At 50.1% G+C, this 19326-nt stretch carries 17 protein-coding genes; 1 reads left to right on the forward strand and 16 read right to left on the reverse strand.

The features are described from left to right. Positions 1 to 159 precede the first annotated feature (159 nt). The 8 genes from ABWW03_RS10995 to glyA form a co-directional block, all read right to left on the reverse strand. Positions 160 to 1353 carry a porin gene (locus ABWW03_RS10995; RefSeq protein WP_353408316.1) on the reverse strand — a complete coding sequence of 398 codons (1194 nt, stop codon included), beginning with the start codon at positions 1351 to 1353 and terminating at the stop codon, positions 160 to 162. A 112-nt stretch (positions 1354 to 1465) separates the two neighbouring features. Next, complete coding sequence (locus ABWW03_RS11000) at positions 1466 to 2836, reverse strand: alanine/glycine:cation symporter family protein (RefSeq protein WP_353408318.1); 1371 nt, start codon at positions 2834 to 2836, stop codon at positions 1466 to 1468. Positions 2837 to 3212: 376 nt separating this feature from the next. Beyond that, complete coding sequence (gene lipA / locus ABWW03_RS11005; RefSeq protein ID WP_353408319.1) at positions 3213 to 4199, reverse strand: lipoyl synthase; 987 nt, start codon at positions 4197 to 4199, stop codon at positions 3213 to 3215. Positions 4200 to 4270: 71 nt separating this feature from the next. Then, entirely contained in the window at positions 4271 to 7141 is a 2871-nt protein-coding gene (gene gcvP / locus ABWW03_RS11010; RefSeq protein WP_353408321.1) for an aminomethyl-transferring glycine dehydrogenase, read from the reverse strand. 121 nt (positions 7142 to 7262) lie between these two features. Then, complete coding sequence (gene gcvH / locus ABWW03_RS11015) at positions 7263 to 7634, reverse strand: glycine cleavage system protein GcvH (protein WP_353408322.1); 372 nt, start codon at positions 7632 to 7634, stop codon at positions 7263 to 7265. Positions 7635 to 7690: 56 nt separating this feature from the next. After that, on the reverse strand, positions 7691 to 8806 hold the full coding sequence (gene gcvT, locus ABWW03_RS11020; protein WP_353408323.1) for a glycine cleavage system aminomethyltransferase GcvT: 1116 nt from the start codon (positions 8804 to 8806) through the stop codon (positions 7691 to 7693). 55 nt (positions 8807 to 8861) lie between these two features. Further along, positions 8862 to 10262, reverse strand: a complete 1401-nt coding sequence (locus ABWW03_RS11025; protein ID WP_353408324.1) for an L-serine ammonia-lyase — start codon at positions 10260 to 10262, stop codon at positions 8862 to 8864. Positions 10263 to 10284: 22 nt separating this feature from the next. Next, positions 10285 to 11544 carry a serine hydroxymethyltransferase gene (glyA, locus tag ABWW03_RS11030; RefSeq protein ID WP_353408326.1) on the reverse strand — a complete coding sequence of 420 codons (1260 nt, stop codon included), beginning with the start codon at positions 11542 to 11544 and terminating at the stop codon, positions 10285 to 10287. Between the two features lie 151 nt (positions 11545 to 11695). On the opposite strand from glyA, the gene ABWW03_RS11035 reads away from it, so the two are divergent. Next, positions 11696 to 12547, forward strand: coding sequence for a LysR family transcriptional regulator (locus ABWW03_RS11035; RefSeq protein WP_353408328.1), 852 nt, complete (start codon positions 11696 to 11698; stop codon positions 12545 to 12547). Positions 12548 to 12609: 62 nt separating this feature from the next. Here the strand turns inward: ABWW03_RS11035 and ABWW03_RS11040 are convergent, their stop codons facing one another. The 8 genes from ABWW03_RS11040 to ABWW03_RS11075 form a co-directional block, all read right to left on the reverse strand. Continuing rightward, positions 12610 to 13143 (reverse strand): hypothetical protein, encoded by a 534-nt coding sequence (locus ABWW03_RS11040; RefSeq protein WP_353408330.1) that lies wholly within the window; start codon positions 13141 to 13143, stop codon positions 12610 to 12612. A 130-nt stretch (positions 13144 to 13273) separates the two neighbouring features. Beyond that, the gene (locus ABWW03_RS11045) at positions 13274 to 13708 is read right to left on the reverse strand and encodes a hypothetical protein (protein ID WP_353408332.1); all 435 of its coding nucleotides are present in this window, start codon (positions 13706 to 13708) and stop codon (positions 13274 to 13276) included. A 201-nt stretch (positions 13709 to 13909) separates the two neighbouring features. Then, positions 13910 to 15307: a Si-specific NAD(P)(+) transhydrogenase gene (gene sthA, locus ABWW03_RS11050; protein ID WP_353408334.1), complete on the reverse strand. Its 1398-nt coding sequence runs from the start codon at positions 15305 to 15307 to the stop codon at positions 13910 to 13912. 162 nt (positions 15308 to 15469) lie between these two features. Next, entirely contained in the window at positions 15470 to 15712 is a 243-nt protein-coding gene (gene nqrM / locus ABWW03_RS11055) for a (Na+)-NQR maturation NqrM (RefSeq protein WP_353408335.1), read from the reverse strand. Positions 15713 to 15755: 43 nt separating this feature from the next. Then, positions 15756 to 16811 carry an FAD:protein FMN transferase gene (locus tag ABWW03_RS11060; RefSeq protein ID WP_353408337.1) on the reverse strand — a complete coding sequence of 352 codons (1056 nt, stop codon included), beginning with the start codon at positions 16809 to 16811 and terminating at the stop codon, positions 15756 to 15758. 3 nt (positions 16812 to 16814) lie between these two features. Next, positions 16815 to 18038 (reverse strand): NADH:ubiquinone reductase (Na(+)-transporting) subunit F, encoded by a 1224-nt coding sequence (gene nqrF, locus ABWW03_RS11065; RefSeq protein ID WP_353408339.1) that lies wholly within the window; start codon positions 18036 to 18038, stop codon positions 16815 to 16817. Between the two features lie 12 nt (positions 18039 to 18050). Next, positions 18051 to 18665, reverse strand: a complete 615-nt coding sequence (gene nqrE, locus ABWW03_RS11070) for an NADH:ubiquinone reductase (Na(+)-transporting) subunit E (protein ID WP_166844665.1) — start codon at positions 18663 to 18665, stop codon at positions 18051 to 18053. 2 nt (positions 18666 to 18667) lie between these two features. Beyond that, positions 18668 to 19324 carry an NADH:ubiquinone reductase (Na(+)-transporting) subunit D gene (locus ABWW03_RS11075; protein ID WP_166844663.1) on the reverse strand — a complete coding sequence of 219 codons (657 nt, stop codon included), beginning with the start codon at positions 19322 to 19324 and terminating at the stop codon, positions 18668 to 18670. Positions 19325 to 19326: the final 2 nt, after the last annotated feature.

The following is a 19326-nucleotide window of genomic DNA, read 5'->3' on the forward strand; positions in this document are numbered from 1 at the left end:
CGAAGAGCCGGAAAGAATGGGCAACCCTCCGCAGGATGGGTTGCTCGGTGCGAGAACAGGTTTCATACTGCGAAACCATATCTTACGGGGGAAATGGGCCAAAACCTTGAAGACGATTTTGGCCCGAGCTGCTACATCAAGGGTTGAAACACAAACCCATCACAGGGCCAGATCAAAGTCGTAACGCACACCAACACTCAAGGTATTGCGCTTATCTTTATGATCGAAATCGCGGGTTAACCACTCGGCAAACAGACGCACGTCAGAGAACTGTTTTTCCAAGGTCAGGTTGTAGCCGTCGTGAGTATCGGAATCAGCAGAGCTGATGTCATCATCAAAGCCGAAAACACCCGCTTTCAATTTATACCCTTCGCCCAGAGCGTAGGACGCCACCAGGTCATAGGTATACTGATCCAACTCCGGTGTCGCGAGTTCGGAAACGGAAATATCCTGGTAGGTAAACGCCAAGTACAAATCATCTGTCGCATTCACACTACCGGCAACACCCAGTAAATCACGCTCGTAATCGTTGTCGCCTTTCTGCTGCAAGAAAGATGCACCAATATACGCTTGGCCGAAGTCATAGCTCAGACCAAAGGACCCGGAATCCACATGACTGGGAGCAGATACCTGGGACGTGTCACCGGTGTTGCCTGCAATCGCCGGATTACCATTAATTTGAATACCGCTATCAATGCGCAGGCCGCCTTTTGAATAGCTGTAACTCAACAACTCTGCCGTGCGAAACGGTGCAACCGTGTCGTAACCAAATGGGCTGGACCGGTGGTTGAAGATATCAGAACGCTCGGCCACGATATTGTAATGTGGGCTCCACTGTTTACCGATCGCTACGCGGCCAAAGTCACCTTCCAAACCGACATACGCCAGGCGAGCATCACCAAAGTTGCCGTTCGCTTCAATATCCACATCCCACTCACCACGATAAAATGCGGTCAGGTTGGACGAGATTTTTTTACTGCCTTTGATACCGATACGGGATAGCGCATCGGTGATGTCGGTGCTGCTCTGATCACCTTCATCGCGCAAGGTTAAACGTGGACGCAAGCTACCATAAATATTCAAACCGTACTTCGATGCACTCGGCTTCGCTTCAACCGAAGCCAGCTTGGCGGCTTTGGCCATCTGCTCTACGTCTTCCACATTCACAACGACCGATTGCAATTTAGCCGACTGCTTTTTCTGGGTTTCCATCTGTTGTTTCAGCATATTTTCCAGCTGGGCAATACGGTCCTCCAGGGCTTTCATCTTTGCATCGTCCGCAAGTGCAGAGTTTGCAAATGCGATAGAAGCCAGCGACGAAAATAAAACGGCTTTTTTCAGAGTTGTTTTCATGATTTACCTCAAGTTTTCCTGTAGTGCGGCTTTTTTCAGGCCGAGAGAGCCCCTTGCCAGCTCGAAAGCTGGCAAATCCGCTTGTCTTTTATAGTGAGTTTTTTATTGAGGCTTAGGCCTCGGCTGCACTGCTTTCGTTTTTGTTTTTATCGAAATACTCGCGTGTCAGCTTGAATACCACGGGACTGAGTAGCAGTAGAGCTACCAGGTTTGGCAGGGCCATAAGCGCATTGAAGGTGTCAGCCAACAGCCAGACAAAGTCCAGACCAACCACAGTACCGACAGGAACAACCAGCACCCAAATAAAACGGAATGGTTTGATCGCGCCTTTGCCGAACAAGTACTCGACACAACGCTCACCGTAAACACTCCAACCGAGAATGGTGGTGAAAGCAAAGATCGCCAGGCTGATCGCTACCATATACTCACCGACACCCGGCAAGCTCGCTTCAAATGCTGCGGCGGTCAACGGTGCACCTTTCACTCCGGTTTGCCATACGCCCGTCGACACAATCGCCAGACCCGTTACGCTACATACAATGATGGTATCGATGAAGGTACCTAACATAGCCACCATACCCTGCTTCACAGGATCTTTGGTTTTAGCGTGAGCGTGAGCAATCGCCGCACTGCCCAAACCTGCTTCATTAGAGAACACGCCACGAGCAACACCAAAGCGAATAGCCGCTACCATGGCAGCACCTGCGAATCCACCTGTTGCCGCATGGCCGTTAAAGGCTGAATCAACAATCAGTGCAAAGGCAGCAGGAATTTCAGCGGCGTTAACAAACAACACAATCAAACCGCAAATGAAGTAACCAATACCCATCAGTGGGACCAACTTACCGGCAACTTCACCGACACGCTTTACACCACCCAGAACAACCGCACCCACCAGTACAAACAGCACCAGGCCACTTACCCAGTTAGGCACACCAAAGGCACTGTTCAGGCCATCGGCTACGGAGTTACTTTGTACGGTGTTGCCGATACCAAAGGCGGCGAAAGCACCGAAGAAGGCAAAAGCACCGGCTAACCAGCCCCACTTTTTACCCAGACCGTTTCGAATGTAGTACATCGGACCACCTGAGTGATTGCCCTCTTCATCCACTTCACGATATTTAACGGCCAGAACAGCCTCGGAGTACTTGGTTGCCATCCCCACCAGAGCGGTGATCCACATCCAGAACAATGCACCTGGACCACCCAGAACAACAGCCGTTGCAACACCGGCAATATTACCGGTACCCACGGTGGCCGAAAGAGAAGTCATCAAAGCATTAAAAGGTGATAATTCACCTGCGTCAGAACGGTCGCTGCGACGACCACCCCACAACAGACGAAAGCCCGTGGGAATTTTTCGAATGGGCATAACGTTCAAGCCCACTGTGAGAAAGACGCCCGTCCCGAGCAAGAGTGCCAACATATATGGCCCCCAAACTACTCCATTAATCGTACTTACGATACCGCTTATTATTTCCATCGATAATTCCTCATCATCGCTTCATTATTTAATTATTCTGCAATTGATTCACTCAATGCGCAGTCATTCGGAGGAAATATGATCCTAGCGCAGAAAGTTTTGGCGTAGAAATTAATAATCAATATGCCCACATTTACTTTTTAAATGCGTTAAGCGTTAGGGACTAGGCCGTGATAATTTCGTGATAACTTTCCTACTAGAAGCAATATTTCACTCTGAAAACACGCATTCGAGAAAATAATTTGCGCTTTTCTCCCCAAAAAACCCTTAAAAACCAGGTTCGAAGAGGTGGGAAGCCCCTCTTAATACCAAATCAATCTAAGAAAAAAGCCGCGTTCTCATCTCGAGTCGGCGGCTTTGCTTAAAAAACTGACAATCAGAAGTCGATGACCTTGCCAGACTTGGCTTGCCTATCCGCGTGATAGGACGATCGTACCAAGGGGCCGGAAGCAACATGCTTAAAACCAATACCCATTCCGAATTTTTCGTATTCAGCAAACTCATCGGGATGCACAAATCGCTGCACGGGTAAATGATCTCGGCTCGGTTGCATATACTGCCCAATGGTGAGCATATCCACATCGTGGTCACGCATATCCTGCATCACTTGAAAAATTTCCTCTTTTTCTTCACCGAGCCCCACCATTAATCCGGACTTACTAAGTACAGAAGGCGCGGCCTCTTTGAAGCGTTTCAGTAAATCAAGCGACCATTGATAATTCGCGCCCGGACGGGACTGGCGATACAAACGCGGAACCGTTTCCAGGTTGTGGTTAAACACATCGGGCGGTGTAGCCAACAGTCTATCCAGCGCCACCGCCATTCGCCCACGAAAATCCGGCGTCAGGATTTCGACCTGAATGCCGTCGACCGCTCGACGAATCTGCTCGATGCATTCACTGAAGTGCCCTGCTCCGCCGTCTCGCAAATCATCCCGGTCAACCGAGGTAATCACCACATACCGTAAGGCCATATCCGCAACTGCACGCGCCAGCTGTCCTGGCTCATCCGGATCCAGAGGTTTAGGCTTACCATGCCCAACGTCGCAGAAAGGACAACGTCGAGTACAGATATCGCCCATGATCATGAAGGTGGCGGTGCCATTGGAAAAACACTCCCCCAAATTGGGGCACGAGGCTTCTTCACAGACACTGGAGAGACTGTTTTTCCGCAGCAGTTTTTTAATTCGAGTGACCTCGGCCGAGGCCGGCAATTTACTGCGCAGCCATTCCGGCTTACGGGGTATGTCCTCCGTCGGAATAACTTTAACCGGAATGCGTTCCAGCTTTGCCGCATCGCGATGCTTCTCACCAGCTCTGTGGCGTTCGCTGCGTTTTACTGGTATTGAACGGGTGTTCGTCATTGTCACAGACTCCTGTGATGAAACGCCAAGACCTCAGAAGGTCTCGGCGTCTGTGCCAATCGCTTATTGATTTACTCGTAATCGCTCATCGGCGGGCAGGAACAAACCAAATGCTTATCGCCGTAAACATTGTCGACACGGCCCACCGGCGGCCAGTATTTCTGTCGCAACAATGAATCGACCGGATAGGCCGCAAGCCCCTGTGAATAGCTATGCTGCCATTCACCCAGCAACATGGATTCAGCGGTATGAGGCGCATTGACCAGAGGATTGTCCTCCAGGCTGTACACCCCATCTTCTACGGCGTGAATTTCTTCTCGAATCCGGCTCATGGCCTCGCAGAAACGATCCAGTTCCCACTTTGATTCACTTTCCGTGGGTTCGATCATCAAAGTACCGGACACCGGGAAGGACATGGTAGGTGCGTGGAAACCATAATCGATCAAACGCTTGGCAATATCGTCAACACTGATACCAGAGCTTTCTTTAATCGGTCGCAGGTCCACGATGCATTCGTGGGCAACCAAACCGTTTCGGCCGGTGTACAGAATCGGATAATGTTCTGCCAAACGCTTGCTCAAGTAGTTCGCGTTGAGAATGGCCGCTTCTGTGGCCTGCTGCAAACCGCTGGCCCCCATCATGCGAATGTACATCCAGGTAATGGGCAGAATACTGGCACTGCCCCAAGGTGCGGCTGAAACCGCTGCGCCTTGGGCATTGCCCGACAGCGAACGATGACCGGGCAGGAACGGTTCCAAATGTTCACGTACACCGATAGGACCAACACCGGGACCACCGCCACCGTGTGGAATACAGAACGTTTTGTGCAAATTCAAATGAGAAACATCACCACCAAATTTACCCGGCTGACACAAACCCACCATGGCGTTAAGGTTGGCGCCGTCAACATACACCTGACCGCCGTGGCGATGAATCAGCTCCGCCACTTCCACAATGCTCTCTTCAAACACACCGTGGGTTGAAGGATAAGTCACCATGATTGCAGCCAGATCATCGCTGTGACGCTCAGCTTTTTCCTGCAAATCCACCATGTCGATATTGCCGTTGTCATCGCATTTCACCACGACCACTTTCATACCACACATTTGTGCAGATGCCGGGTTGGTGCCATGCGCGGAACTCGGAATCAAACAGACATCGCGTTGACCTTCGCCACGGCTTTCGTGGTAGGCACGCACCGCCAGCAAACCTGCGTACTCACCTTGAGCACCAGAATTTGGTTGCAGAGACACTGCATCGTAACCCGTAATTTCACAGAGCATATCTTCCAGCTCACCGATCATTTGCAGATAGCCTTCAGCTTGATCCAGCGGCACAAAAGGATGCACATTGGCAAATTCAGGCCAACTGATCGGCAACATTTCACTGCTGGCATTCAGCTTCATCGTACAAGAACCCAATGGGATCATTGCACGATCCAGTGCGATGTCTCGGTCGGAAAGCTCGCGCAGATAACGCAGCATTTGGGTTTCGCTGTGATAAGAATTAAACGCTTCCTGACTTAAAATAGCGTCATTGCGCAGGAGGTTACCCGGGATCACATAGGAGGATTGCGCATCAAGCTCGTCAAAATCCACATCCACATCAGGATTGAAAATTTTCCAAAGTTTGCAGACTTCCTTACGACTGCTCAACTCATCAAATGATAAACCCAGCTGCTGACCATCAATCAAGCGCAGGTTAATCCCCTCATCCCGAGCACGTTGAACAATCTCTTCTGTACTGCCATTACTCAACACCGTAATAGTATCGAACCAGGATTTATTTTTAACTTCAAAACCCAGTTGGCGTAAACCCAGAGCAAAAACCGTACTTAAGCGGTGAACTCGCTCTGCAATTTTACGCAAGCCCGACGGGCCATGATACGCCGCATACATACTGGCGATCACCGCCAATAAAACCTGGGCGGTACAAATATTCGAAGTGGCTTTTTCGCGGCGAATATGCTGCTCTCGGGTTTGCAAAGCAAGACGATAAGCTGGCTTACCATTGCTGTCGACGGAATTACCCACCAAACGCCCCGGCAGTGAACGTTTGAATGCCTGCTTGGTGGCCATATAGGCCGCATGCGGCCCACCAAAGCCCAAAGGCACACCAAAACGTTGAGCCGAGCCAATCACGACATCGGCCCCCAACTCACCTGGAGATTTCAACAACATTAAACTGAGCGGGTCCGCTGCAAAGGCGACCAAACCTTTCGCCTCATGAATACTGTCGATCAGGCTCGAATAATCCCTCAAATCACCATTTGCTGCTGGGTACTGTAACAACACACCAAACACATCTTCATGGGCGCCCAGCTCTAGCGGGTCGCCAATCAGCAATTCAATATCCAAGGGCTCAGCGCGAGTTTGCAAAATATCAATGGTCTGGGGCAAACACTCTTCATCCACCAGAAAACGACGGGATTTGGACTTGGACATACGCTGACACAATGTCATCGCTTCCGCTGCTGCCGTGGCTTCATCCAACATGGATGCGTTGGCGATTTCCATGCCTGTTAATTCGGTAATAAGCGTCTGGAAATTAAATAGAGCTTCCAATCGACCCTGGGAAATTTCCGGCTGATACGGCGTATAAGCCGTATACCAAGCTGGGTTTTCCAGCAGATTACGCAGGATTACGCTCGGCAGTTGACTGTCGTAATAGCCCTGGCCGATTAAGGATCGAAACCCTTGATTTTTATTCGCGACCGATTTCAACTCAGCCAAAGCGGCTGATTCACTGCTTGGCCCGGCCAATCCTGGCAAGCCGTTAGAACGGATGTTATCCGGCACAACCGCTTGGATAAAAGCCGCCATGGAATCGTAACCCAAGTACGCCAACATCTGCTTTTGGTCGTCACTATTGACGCCAATATGGCGCGAAATAAATTCCGCTGAATTTTCGAGTTCTTTAATGGTTTTTTTTGATTGCAACATAATGGACTCCACGTCCCCTCTCCTTGCAGAAAGGGAAACGTTCCAGAAAGACAAACCTCAACAAGATTGAAACCGCCAAAGGCCATCGCGGAAACCTTGCATGCACAGAAATCAGCAGCGATTACTCGGCCGTGAACTCCTGGTATTCGCTCTCGCTCATCAACTCAGAAAGATCGACACCGTCGCTGAGTTGCATTTTGACAAACCAACCGTCCTGCAACGGCGATTCATTCACCAACTCCGGGTTATCGGCCAGTTCCTCATTAACTTCCACAACGGTGCCCGCCAGGGGCGCCACAATTTCACCGGCAGCCTTCACAGATTCAATAACGGCCACTTCATCACCCTGGCTGTACTCTGAGCCCACGTCAGGCAGCTCAACAAAAACCACATCGCCCAACTGCTCCTGGGCAAACTCGGTAATACCAACCGTCGCCTGTGAACCGGAAATCAGCAGCCACTCATGGTCTTTGGTAAATTTCAAATCGCTCATCATCATCACCATTAAAATATTGTTAGTGTTATCGTAAAAATTAACTGCAGCTGGGGTTAACCACGAAAATATCGCTGCGGTACAAAAGGTGTTTTCGCTACAGTAATTACAATGTCCTTATTGCGAACTTTTGCGATCAGTTTGGTATCCGGCTTAGCCAGGGACAGAGGCACATACCCCATCGCGACCGGCGCATTGATACTCGGGCCAAAGCCTCCACTGGTAATTTCACCCACTTGATGGCCTTCTTCATTAAAAATGCCCGCACCCTCACGCACGGGCAAACGGCCTTCCACCAGGAAGCCAACGCGCTTGCGGGATACGCCCTGTTCTATATCCGTCAGCACACGCTCGGCGCCGAGAAAGCCCGCAGCCTTAGCGCCATCGCGGCGGCGGCTTTTACTGATGCTCCAGATTAGGGATGCTTCAATAGGGCTGGTTTGGGTGTTCATATCGTGGCCATACAGACACAGGCCGGCTTCCAAACGCAGTGAGTCTCGTGCGCCCAAGCCAATGGGTTGAACTTCGTCGCAATCCAGTAAACGTTTTGCCAAGGCTTCAGCGGAATCATTTGCCACGGAAATTTCGAAACCGTCTTCACCGGTATAACCCGAACGCGTGATATAAACGGGAATGCCATCAAATTCACAGTGGCAGCCGTTCATAAAGGTCAACTCACAGGCCTGCGCTGCAAAGCGCTTCATCACATCAGCCGCTTTCAGGCCCTGTAATGCCAACAGAGCACGATCATCAAAAATATCGAATTCGAAACCTTCCAAATGACGCTGGAGGTGAGCAATGTCCTGTTCTTTGCAAGCGGCATTGACAACCAGAAAGAAACAGTCTTCATCCCATTTACAGATGATCAGATCATCCAGAATACCGCCCTCTTCATTGGTCAACACCGCGTAGGTCTGTTGGTTTTTTGCCAACGCTTCCAGGTCGACAGGAATCAATTTTTCCAAAGCCTGGGCCAGACCCTCGCCTCGAATAACCAGTTGCCCCATATGAGAAACATCAAACAAACCGGCATTGTCACGGCAGTGAAGATGCTCACCTTTAATACCCAACGGATACTGAACTGGCATGCTGTAGCCCGCAAAAGGCACCATTCGGCCGCCAAGTTCAACATGTAAATCGTACAATGGTGTTTTCAGAATCGTTTCGCTCATCGGAAAGTGTCTCTATCTCAATCGTTATTATTGGAAATTCAGGTCCGAGTCTCACTCAGCATTCAACAATGTTGACCGGAACTTCCACCACATTGATGGCCAAGCCACCGCGTGCTGTTTCTTTGTATTTCGCCTGCATATCGCGCCCGGTATCCCGCATGGTTCGAATCACTTTATCCAGGGACACAAAATGCGAGCCATCGCCACGAATGGCCATGCGCGCAGCATGAATTGCTTTCACGGCGGCCATGGCATTGCGTTCGATACAAGGGACCTGAACGAGACCGCCAATCGGGTCACAAGTCAGCCCCAAATTGTGTTCCATAGCGATTTCTGCGGCGTTTTCAACCTGCTGGGGCGTTGCCCCCAATACCTCGGCCAAACCTGCGGCCGCCATGGAACAAGCGGAACCGACTTCACCCTGGCACCCCACTTCTGCTCCACTGATGGACGCATTTTTCTTGTACAAAATGCCCACTGCTGCCGCCGTGAGAAGAAAGCGTTCAACCCCTTCCTCGTTAGCACCGGGAACAAAACGGCGGTAATAATTCAGTACCGCGGGGACAATACCCGCGGCACCATTGGTCGGTGCGGTAACAATACGTCCGCCAGCCGCGTTTTCTTCATTGACCGCAAGTGCGTACAGCGTGACCCAGTCGAGAATGGTCAAGGGATCTTGCAAAGATGCTTCCGGACGCTGCAGTAACTGCTGATACAACTCACGCGCCCGACGCTTAACTTTTAATCCACCCGGCAAGATGCCTTCGGCGGCAATACCATTGGAGATGCATTCCTGCATAGTGCGCCAGATATTGCCTAAATAAGTTTGCGTCTCTTCACGATTGCGCCAAGCCGTTTCATTGGCCCACATGACATCTGAAATTCGGAGCCCTTCTCGAGCACAGATTTCCAGCAGTTCCGTACCGCTTGAGAACGGCAGAGCTAACTCAGTGGCGTCTTCTACCAGTACATCGTTACCGGCTTCGTCTTCATCAACAACGAAACCACCACCCACAGAATAGAAACAGCGCTCTTCGATAAGCTGGCCACCCGAACCATAAGCGGTGAACTTCATGCCATTAGAATGAAACGGTAACTCTTCCCGGCGATTAAGAATCAAATCGGTGTTGTCGTGGTAATTTACTGAATGCACACCCGCAAGCTTCAGCGTCTGTTGCTCACGAATCGCATTGACCCGAGCAGGAATGCTCGCCACTACGACCGTCTCCGGCAATTCACCTTCCAGGCCAAGCAACACCGCCTTGGGTGTACCGTGACCTATTCCGGTTGCGCCGAGAGAACCGTACATCTCGGATTTAACCCGAACGACATCTTGCAAACGTCCGTCGTTGTGCAGCTGCGCAACAAATTGCTGCGCCGCTTTCATAGGCCCGACCGTATGAGAACTGGAAGGACCAATACCGATTTTAAATAAATCAAAAATACTGACTGCCATAATCAATCACCCAGTAAGGTGCTTATTTATTCACATACACTGGGAATTGCGCACACAACTGCAATACTTTTTCCTTCACAAGCTCGATCACCTGACGGTTGTCAATATCGTCCAGCACATCGCACATCCAGTTTGCCAGCTCAGCAACCTGCGCTTCTTTAAATCCACGACTGGTTACCGCTGGCGTACCCAGGCGAATACCACTGGTGACAAAAGGAGACTGTGGATCATTCGGAACCGTATTTTTGTTGACGGTAATATTGGCTTCACCCAATGCAGCGTCCGCTGCTTTACCGGTGATGCCTTTATCGATCAGATCCAACAGGAACAAATGGTTTTCAGTACCCTCGGAAACAACTTTATAACCACGGGCCTGGAAGGCAGCCGCCATAGCTTTGGCGTTGCTAACAACCTGCTGCTGATACTCGGTAAATTCTGGGGACAATGCCTCTTTGAACGCCACAGCTTTTGCGGCAATAACATGCATCAAGGGGCCACCCTGAATACCTGGGAAAATCATTGAATTTAGTTTCTTCTCAAGTTCAGGGTTTGAGCGCGCTACAATTAAACCACCACGCGGGCCGCGCAAGGTTTTGTGAGTTGTGGTTGTAACAATGTCAGCGACAGGAACTGGGTTCGGATACAAACCCGCCGCGACGAGACCCGCAACGTGGGCCATATCAACAAACAAGTAGGCACCGACTTTGTCTGCGATGTCTCGGAAACGCTGCCAATCCATCACCAGGGAATACGCCGAGAAACCCGCGACTATCATTTTAGGTTTGTGCTCTAAAGCCAGGGCTTCGACCTGATCGTAGTCCACCTCACCCGTTTCTGGATTCAAACCGTATTGGACAGCATTATAAATTTTGCCAGAAAAGTTAGGCTTGGCACCGTGTGTCAGGTGTCCACCGTGATCCAGAGACAGGCCCAAAATGGTATCGCCTGGCTGCAACAAAGCCATGTAAACCGCAGCATTGGCCTGGGACCCGGAATGAGGCTGAACGTTTGCGTAGTCTGCGTCGAATAGAGCTTTGGCACGATCAATGGCCAGCTGCTCGACGACGTCGGCATGCTCACAACCACCGTAGTAACGCTTACCAGGATACCCTTCCGCGTACTTGTTGGTCAGCTGAGCGCCCTGAGCTTCCATCACTCGAGTACTGGTGTAGTTTTCAGAAGCAATCAGCTCAATATGTTCTTCTTGACGACGATCCTCTGCTTCAAGGGCCGCCCACAGATCAGGATCAAAACTGGAAATTTTATCGTTATAATCAAACATCGCGTTCTCTCAATTCTTAGTTCGGACAGGAGTTTGATTTGATACTAATCAGGGCTTAACGATTTGTTAAATTAATAGTTATAATGCCTTCATAACAATAGCTAATAGCCGAAGGGTCATTCAGCTCATCGTTTTCGCAGGAGAAACCACCATGAAAAACCTGCCTATTGAGGTATTAAGAGCATTTGTCACCATTGTCGAACTGGGCAGTTTCACTCAGGCCGGTGATCTTCTAGGGCGTTCCCAGCCCGCAATTAGCTTGCAAATCAAGCGCTTAGAAGAGATGCTCGATCAAAAGCTGATTTCCCGAAACGGTCAGAATATCGAGCTCACCAAGCTTGGCGAGCAACTGTTCTACTACGCTAAACGCATTCTTGCACTCAACGATGAAGCCGTTGCCAGCTTTGGCGCCACCAGCGTGAGTGGCCAATTGAAGCTCGGCATTCCCAGTGAGTTTGCTACCACCCTGCTCCCCAAAGTGCTCAGCCGATTCGCCAATACCTACCCCAATGTGAATCTCGAAGTGATGAGTGACCTGAGCCGAAATCTGCTCAATGCCAGTGGGCAAAAGCAATATGACTTGATGCTGGTACTCCACGACGACCCACAAAAAGCCGGCAGCGCCTTGATCAAGGAGGATGAGCTGGTCTGGGTCAGCAGCCACAGCCACGACTGCCATATGCGCTCTGTATTGCCGTTGATTGTCGCGCCTGAAGGCTGTATTTATCGCAACCGGGCCAGCACCATGTTGGCCGAAGCCGCCCTCCCCTGGAAAATCAGCTACACCAACCCAAGCCTCTCGGGCATTCAAGCGGCAATTGAAGAAGGTCTCGGAGTAACGGTTTTAGCCAAGAGCAGTGTGCCCGAAGGTTTAAAGGTGATCACCAACTCAACCCGCCTACCCAAGCTCGGTAAGATTGGTATCAGTATGGTTAAGCAAACCAATGAACACAGCGAAGCAGCTCAACGACTGTGTGAATACATCAGCGCCAGCCTATCCTGATAAATCAAAAAAAGATGAAAGCCCCAGGGGAATAAATAGGGACTTTCACCAAACTGAGCTCCCTAGGGCGAGTCAGGTAAACTGCTGGGCATGGAATAGCCCGAATGGCTGTGTTCAAAATGTTCGGATATATTGGGGAAGTTCTCTCTGTCTTTTTCTGTCGCCGAGTCCTTACATTCGCCGTTAATTTTCAATTTGGCCATCGTAAACTGCTCATTCAACACCATATAGCCGTCCTGACAGAACTCGGCTTCATCCAGTTTGGCTTCCATTGCATCAAGGCCACGGGCTTTCATTTTTTCCTGCATCTTTGCAATCATGTCGGTACGGTTTTTACCGCCGGATTTTGAACCTCGGCCGCCCATCCCCTTACCACTGCCTTTGAAACCGCCACGACCGGAACCTTTTTTCCTTTGCATGATCATGACGTACTGAAAACGTTTGGAACCGTCCTCACTGATGTGTGTTACCAGCCGCTCGCTGGCGTCAGGACCTTTTGGTTGACTGCTGCAGGCTACTAGAAATAATAGTGACAGCAAAACAACTGGACGGTGAATGGCTTTGGAAATACTCGGTGCTTGAGTGTGCTGGATCATAAGGCCTCCCATAAATGATTAGCCATTATGATCGCTTACGATGACGGGAGTTTCTGAAATTGAAAAACTTCAATTTTTCTGCACATTTCTCCTGTGCAGGCGGCGTAAATAAGCAGAAATTGTGGAGATATCAATCCAGTTCTGCGAGGTGTTTGGTGATCAGTGAGCGAACTCGATCGATATCTTCTACCGTCTCATTCACCGCCTCACGTTCGGTCTCGATTAACGCCCAACGTTTGGACCAATTGTTGTGCAACGTTTCAGATTCTTTTGCCACATCCGGTCCGATTAACATGCTCAGATCACGAATCAAGGCGACAGACACCCAGCCTTTTCGCGGGCTGCCCCCCTTTTGGTCACCATCGTAATGCAAACGATAGATTCCTTGCTCGAGCTCAGCCAACTGCAGAAACACTTGAAAAGAGGCCGTCCGCACCGTGCTGTTGTCCTCGCTGACTTCCAGGCGCCAAGCATTGTAAGCAAAACTCAGAAAAGCCGAAAACACACTGATAATCACGGTGACGTAGTAAAACTTTAGACGACGCTCAAGAATTTCAGGTTCCATGGATAAACACTCTCTTGCCTGAGGTATTGAAAATAGTGCACTGCCCTAAGTATACCTATGCTTGATGAGATCATAAAAGTACCGGCTTTGCGGCAAAGCAATGTTAACTCTCATAAAAAAAGGCGCCCCATGAGCATGGGGCGCCTTTTTCCAATCATTAGAACCGCAACGCATTGCGTGTTCAGAGGTCAGTAACATCTATTACAGACGATTCACCCGGTTCAAGCCCTCAAGAGCCGCAGTACGATAAGCTTCAGCCATGGTTGGGTAGTTGAACGTCGTGTTCACAAAATAGTTAATGTTATTGGCTTCGCCTTCCTGGTTCATAATGGCTTGGCCAATGTGAATAATCTCCGAGGCTTCGGCCCCGAAGCAGTGAATTCCCAGAATTTCATGAGTATCGATATGGAAAAGCAGTTTCAACATGCCCACATCTTCACCGGAAATTTGCGCTCGCGCAGTGTTTTTAAAGAACGCACGCCCAACTTCGTATGGAACACGAGCCTCCGTCAATTCACGTTCGGTTTTGCCCAGTGAACTGATCTCAGGAAGTGTATAAATACCCGTCGGCGCATCAGTTACAAAGCGACACTCTTCACCGTTGATCGCCATGGCAATTTCACGCCCCTGGTCGTAGGACGCGCTGGCCAGGCTCGGCCAACCGATCACGTCACCCGCGGCGTAAACGTATTCGACATCAGTTTGATAACGATCATTCACTTTCAATTGGCCACGGTGATCCGCCTCAAGGCCGACAGCATCCAGATTCAAATTATCGGTATTACCTGTGCGACCATTACACCACAGCAAGGCATCGGCGCGCAGACGTTTGCCGGACTTCAAATGCAAAGTGACGCTGCGTTCGTTGGCCTCAACTTTCTCATACTCCTCCAAATGTCGAACCGTCACACCGCTGTCGCGCAGGTGGTAACTCAAAGCATCGGAAATTTCATCATCCAGGAACGACAGCAAACGTTCGCGACTGTTGATGAGATCGACTTTAATACCGAGGCCCGCAAAGATAGAGGCATACTCACTGCCAATGACACCCGCGCCATAAATCACAATATGACGTGGAGTGTGGTTCATTTCCAAAATGGTATCGCTGTCATAGACACGAGGGTGATTGAAATTCACATCCGCTGGACGATAAGGGCGAGAACCGGTTGCCACCACAATATGTTTGGCGCGAATCGTTTCCACCGCACCGTCCGGCAAGCGCACGCGAACTTCGTTGTCGTCACTGAAACTCGCTTCACCAATATGCAGATAAACACGATTGCGATTATAAAACCCGGTGTGCAAATCCACCTGCTTTGGAATCACGGTCTTGGCGGACTTCAGAACTTTTGGGTAACTCACACGGGTAGACTCTCCCATATGGTGGAACAAATTATTCTGATTAAAACGAATAATTTGTTTCACTACATGACGTAGAGCCTTGGAAGGAATGGTGCCCTTGTGGGAACAGTTGCCCCCGACAACACCGCGATTTTCAATGGCGCCAACGCGCATGCCCTGCTTAACCGCTGCCATCGCAGCGCCTTCACCAGCAGGACCTGTGCCGATGACTAATACATCATAATGGTAATCGCTCATTGCCGATTACAACCTCTCTATTCCGTTACTGCTGTCTAACTTCGTGTCTTTCTCAATGTTGCCAAAGGAAGCGCATCAGTCGCCATCATTGCCGGCCACTGATTCTGAAGTACTGATTCTGAATATCGTCAGAGCGCTCCTGACTGTCCGTCAAAGTACGCCTTATTTCTTCATCGCGTCGTAGGACAAATCACCTTTGGGGGCATCGCTCTCGTCTTTGCCCATTTTTTGCTCTTCGCATTTACTTTCGTCACCGCCACAGATATCACAAACGTAGTTTGGATCGTTCAGAGCGTCGCCAACGCCACCACAGGAACCTGAAATGGGTTTACGTCCCATCAGAACCCCGATAGACATCATCATAACCAACAGGGTTATCGCACCAAATGCCACTAAGTAAATCATAGTTCACCTCATTTTCTATCCCACCATAACGTGGGCTGTCGCGCTATTGGACATAGGTCGCAAAGGCGCTGGAATAACGTTCTTTGAATCCGCTTTTGGTTTTCACCAACATAAACACCGGCAGTTGTTCCTGCTCGGCCAAGCGCATTCCCTCTTCCGGCCCAACCACGGTAATCACCGTCGCCCAGGCATCGGCCTCAGCTGAGCTCGGCGCCAAAACCGTAACAGACGCCAAAGCATGAGTGATGGGTTTGCCGGTTCTCGGGTCAATGGTGTGGGAATAACGCACACCGTCTTTTTCAAAATAGTTTCGGTAATCACCAGACGTTGCTACGCCTTTGTTGCTCACTTCCAACAAGCGTTGCATGCTTTGCCCGGCCAGACTGTTGCCTGGCCTTTCAATGGCAATTTTCCAGGTGCTGCCCCGTGGACTTAATCCCTTCAGGAACAACTCGCCACCCACTTCCACCAAATAATCTTGAGAACCACAGGCATCCAAAACCTCAGCCACCTTGTCAGCCCCATAACCTTTAGCTACAGCAGACAAATTCAGTTCAACGGCCTTGCTCTTGCTGAACTGGCTACCGCTTAGCTTCAGACTGTCGCCACCGCCAAGGGCCATAGCCTCGCGAATTTGTTCCTCACTGGGAACGGCGTCTTCCGGTGAAGACTTCGGCCCAAAACCCCATAGATTCACCAAAGGGCCAACGGTAATATCAAAAGCACCATCACTCAGCGTGTACAGCTGTTCACTGAGGCGCAAAACCTTTTCCATATCCGCAGAGATAGTAACACTTTCACCTACGGACAAGCGGCTTAATTCATTCAACTCACTATTGTCGAGATAGTGGGACATTTGCTGGTTTGTCTGCTCCAGGCTCTGGCGAATACGCTCGTCCATCTCTGCCTGAGTACACCGCAATGATTCTTTCGGTACCACAGTCACGTGATACTGAGTGCCCATTGTTGGACCACTGTAACGCCAAGGCTCATTTTTCTGGCCACAAGACGACAGAAAAAGCGCAGAGCCCAAACAGAAGAAGGCCAGCAATGCTGGCCTCTTCCTGTAGGCATTTACCACATTGGATAATGCCATCATCGATTAACCACCGAAGTCATCAAGCAGGATGTTCTCATCCTCAACGCCCAAATCTTTCAGCATGGCAATCACCGCTGCGTTCATCATTGGAGGCCCACACATGTAGTACTCACAATCTTCTGGAGCGGGATGATCCTTCAAATACTGCTCGTAAAGCACATTGTGAATGAAGCCCGTCAGGCCATCCCAATTGTCTTCCGGCTGAGGATCAGACAAGGCCACATGCCATTCGAAGTTTTCATTTTCATTGGCCAGCATGTCGTATTCATCGTCGTAGAACATCTCACGCAATGAACGCGCACCGTACCAGAAGCTCATCTTACGCTTGGATTTCAAACGCTTGAGCTGGTCAAAGATGTGAGAGCGCATGGGCGCCATACCCGCACCACCACCGATGAACACCATTTCGTTTTCGGTATCTTTAGCGAAGAACTCACCAAATGGACCGTACACAGTAATGGTGTCGCCTGGCTTCAGGCTGAACACGTAGGAAGACATTTGACCTGGTGGCAAACCTTCGGTACGTGGCGGTGGAGTTGCAATACGAATATTGAACTTCACAACGCCTTTCTCTTCTGGGTAGTTCGCCATGGAGTAAGCGCGGATTACCGGCTCATCCACTTTGGATTCCAGATTGAAGAAACCAAAATGCTCCCAGTCACCGCGGTATTCGTCTTCGATCTCGAAGTCAGAAAATTTCACGTGATGTGGCGGGCATTCCAGCTGAACGTAACCACCGGCACGGAAGTCTACGTTTTCGCCTTCTGGCAACTTCAAGGTCAATTCCTTAATAAAGGTCGCCATGTTCGGGTTGGATTCCACAGTACATTCCCACTGCTTCACACCAAACACATCTTCGGGCACTTCAATAACCATGTCCTGCTTAACCGGAGTTTGGCAGGACAAACGCCAGCCTTCCGCGGCATCACGCTTGGTGAAGTGTGATTCTTCGGTTGGCAACATAGAGCCACCACCGGAATTCACCACACACTTACACTGTGCACAAGTACCACCGCCACCACAGGCAGACGGCAGGAACAAACCGTTGCCGGCCAAGGTCTGCAGCAATTTGCCGCCCGCTGGCACTGTCAGGGTTTTTTCGCCGTTAATTTCAATGTTTACATCGCCGGAATTTACCAGCTTCGCGCGGGCGCCAAGAATGATGAACACCAACGCGATAACAATCACGGTGAACATCACAACGCCAAGTATAATAGTCAGATTCATACTGGCTGCTCCTTACAAGCTGATACCGCCGAAGGACATAAAGCCCAACGACATCAAACCAACGGTGATAAAGGTAATACCCAAGCCTTGTAGACCATCGGGCACGTCGGAGTATTTCATTTTCTCGCGAATACCAGCCAGGGCAGCAATCGCTAACGCCCAGCCCACACCAGAACCAACACCAAATACAACGGATTCACTGAAGTTGTAGCTACGCTCAACCATATACAGGTTTGCACCCATGATGGCGCAGTTCACCGTAATCAGTGGCAGGAATACACCCAATGCGTTGTACAGCGCCGGGAAGAATTTATCCAACACCATTTCCAGAATCTGAACCATCGCCGCAATCACACCGATAAAGGTGATCAAGCTCAGGAAGTTCAGGTCGACACTGGCGTAGTCTTCGCCCAACCAGGACAGGCCGCCTTCAGACAGCAAGTAGGTATAAAGGATGTTGTTAACCGGTACAGTAATCGCCAGTACAACGATAACCGCAACACCGAGACCAATCGCTGCTTCAACCTTTTTGGAGATCGCCAGGAAGGTACACATCCCCAGGAACGCCGCCAAAGCCATGTTCTCGATAAAAATCGAGCGAACAAACAAACTGATAAAATGTTCCATGATTAGGCCTCCGCAGGCTTCGTGTTCGGCGAAATCTTAAAGTCGGGCTCTTCTACCTGCGCTTTATCATAAGCACGGATACCCCAAATGATCAGACCGATAATGAAGAATGAGGACGGTGGTAACAGCAACAGGCCATTTGAAACGTACCAACCACCTTCGGTGGCCAATGGCAGAATTTCGAAGCCCAGTAGCTTACCAGCGCCGAACAGCTCACGCGGGATAGCGATGGCAATCAGCAGAGCCGAATAGCCCAAACCGTTACCCAAGCCGTCCAGGAAGCTCGCGCCTGCACCATTTTTCATGGCAAAGGCCTCAGCGCGACCCATCACAATACAGTTAGTGATGATCAAACCAACGAATACAGACAGCTGCTTGGACACGTCATACGCGACGGCTTTTAGCACCTGATCAACCACGATTACCAAAGAAGCAATAATGGTCATTTGCACGATGATTCGAATGTTGTTTGGAATGTGGTTACGCACCAAAGACACAAACAAGTTAGAAAACGCCGTTACGGTGGTCAAAGCCACACACATAACCAGCGTTACTTTCAAACTACCCGTAACCGCCAAGGCTGAACAGATACCCAGGATCTGCAGAGCAATAGGGTTATTCTGGATAATTGGGGTAAATAAAAGCTCTTTTGCTTTCATGG

This window comes from Pseudoteredinibacter isoporae (genome assembly GCF_040372805.1).
GTDB classification, from domain to species: Bacteria; Pseudomonadota; Gammaproteobacteria; order Pseudomonadales; family Cellvibrionaceae; genus Pseudoteredinibacter; species Pseudoteredinibacter isoporae_A.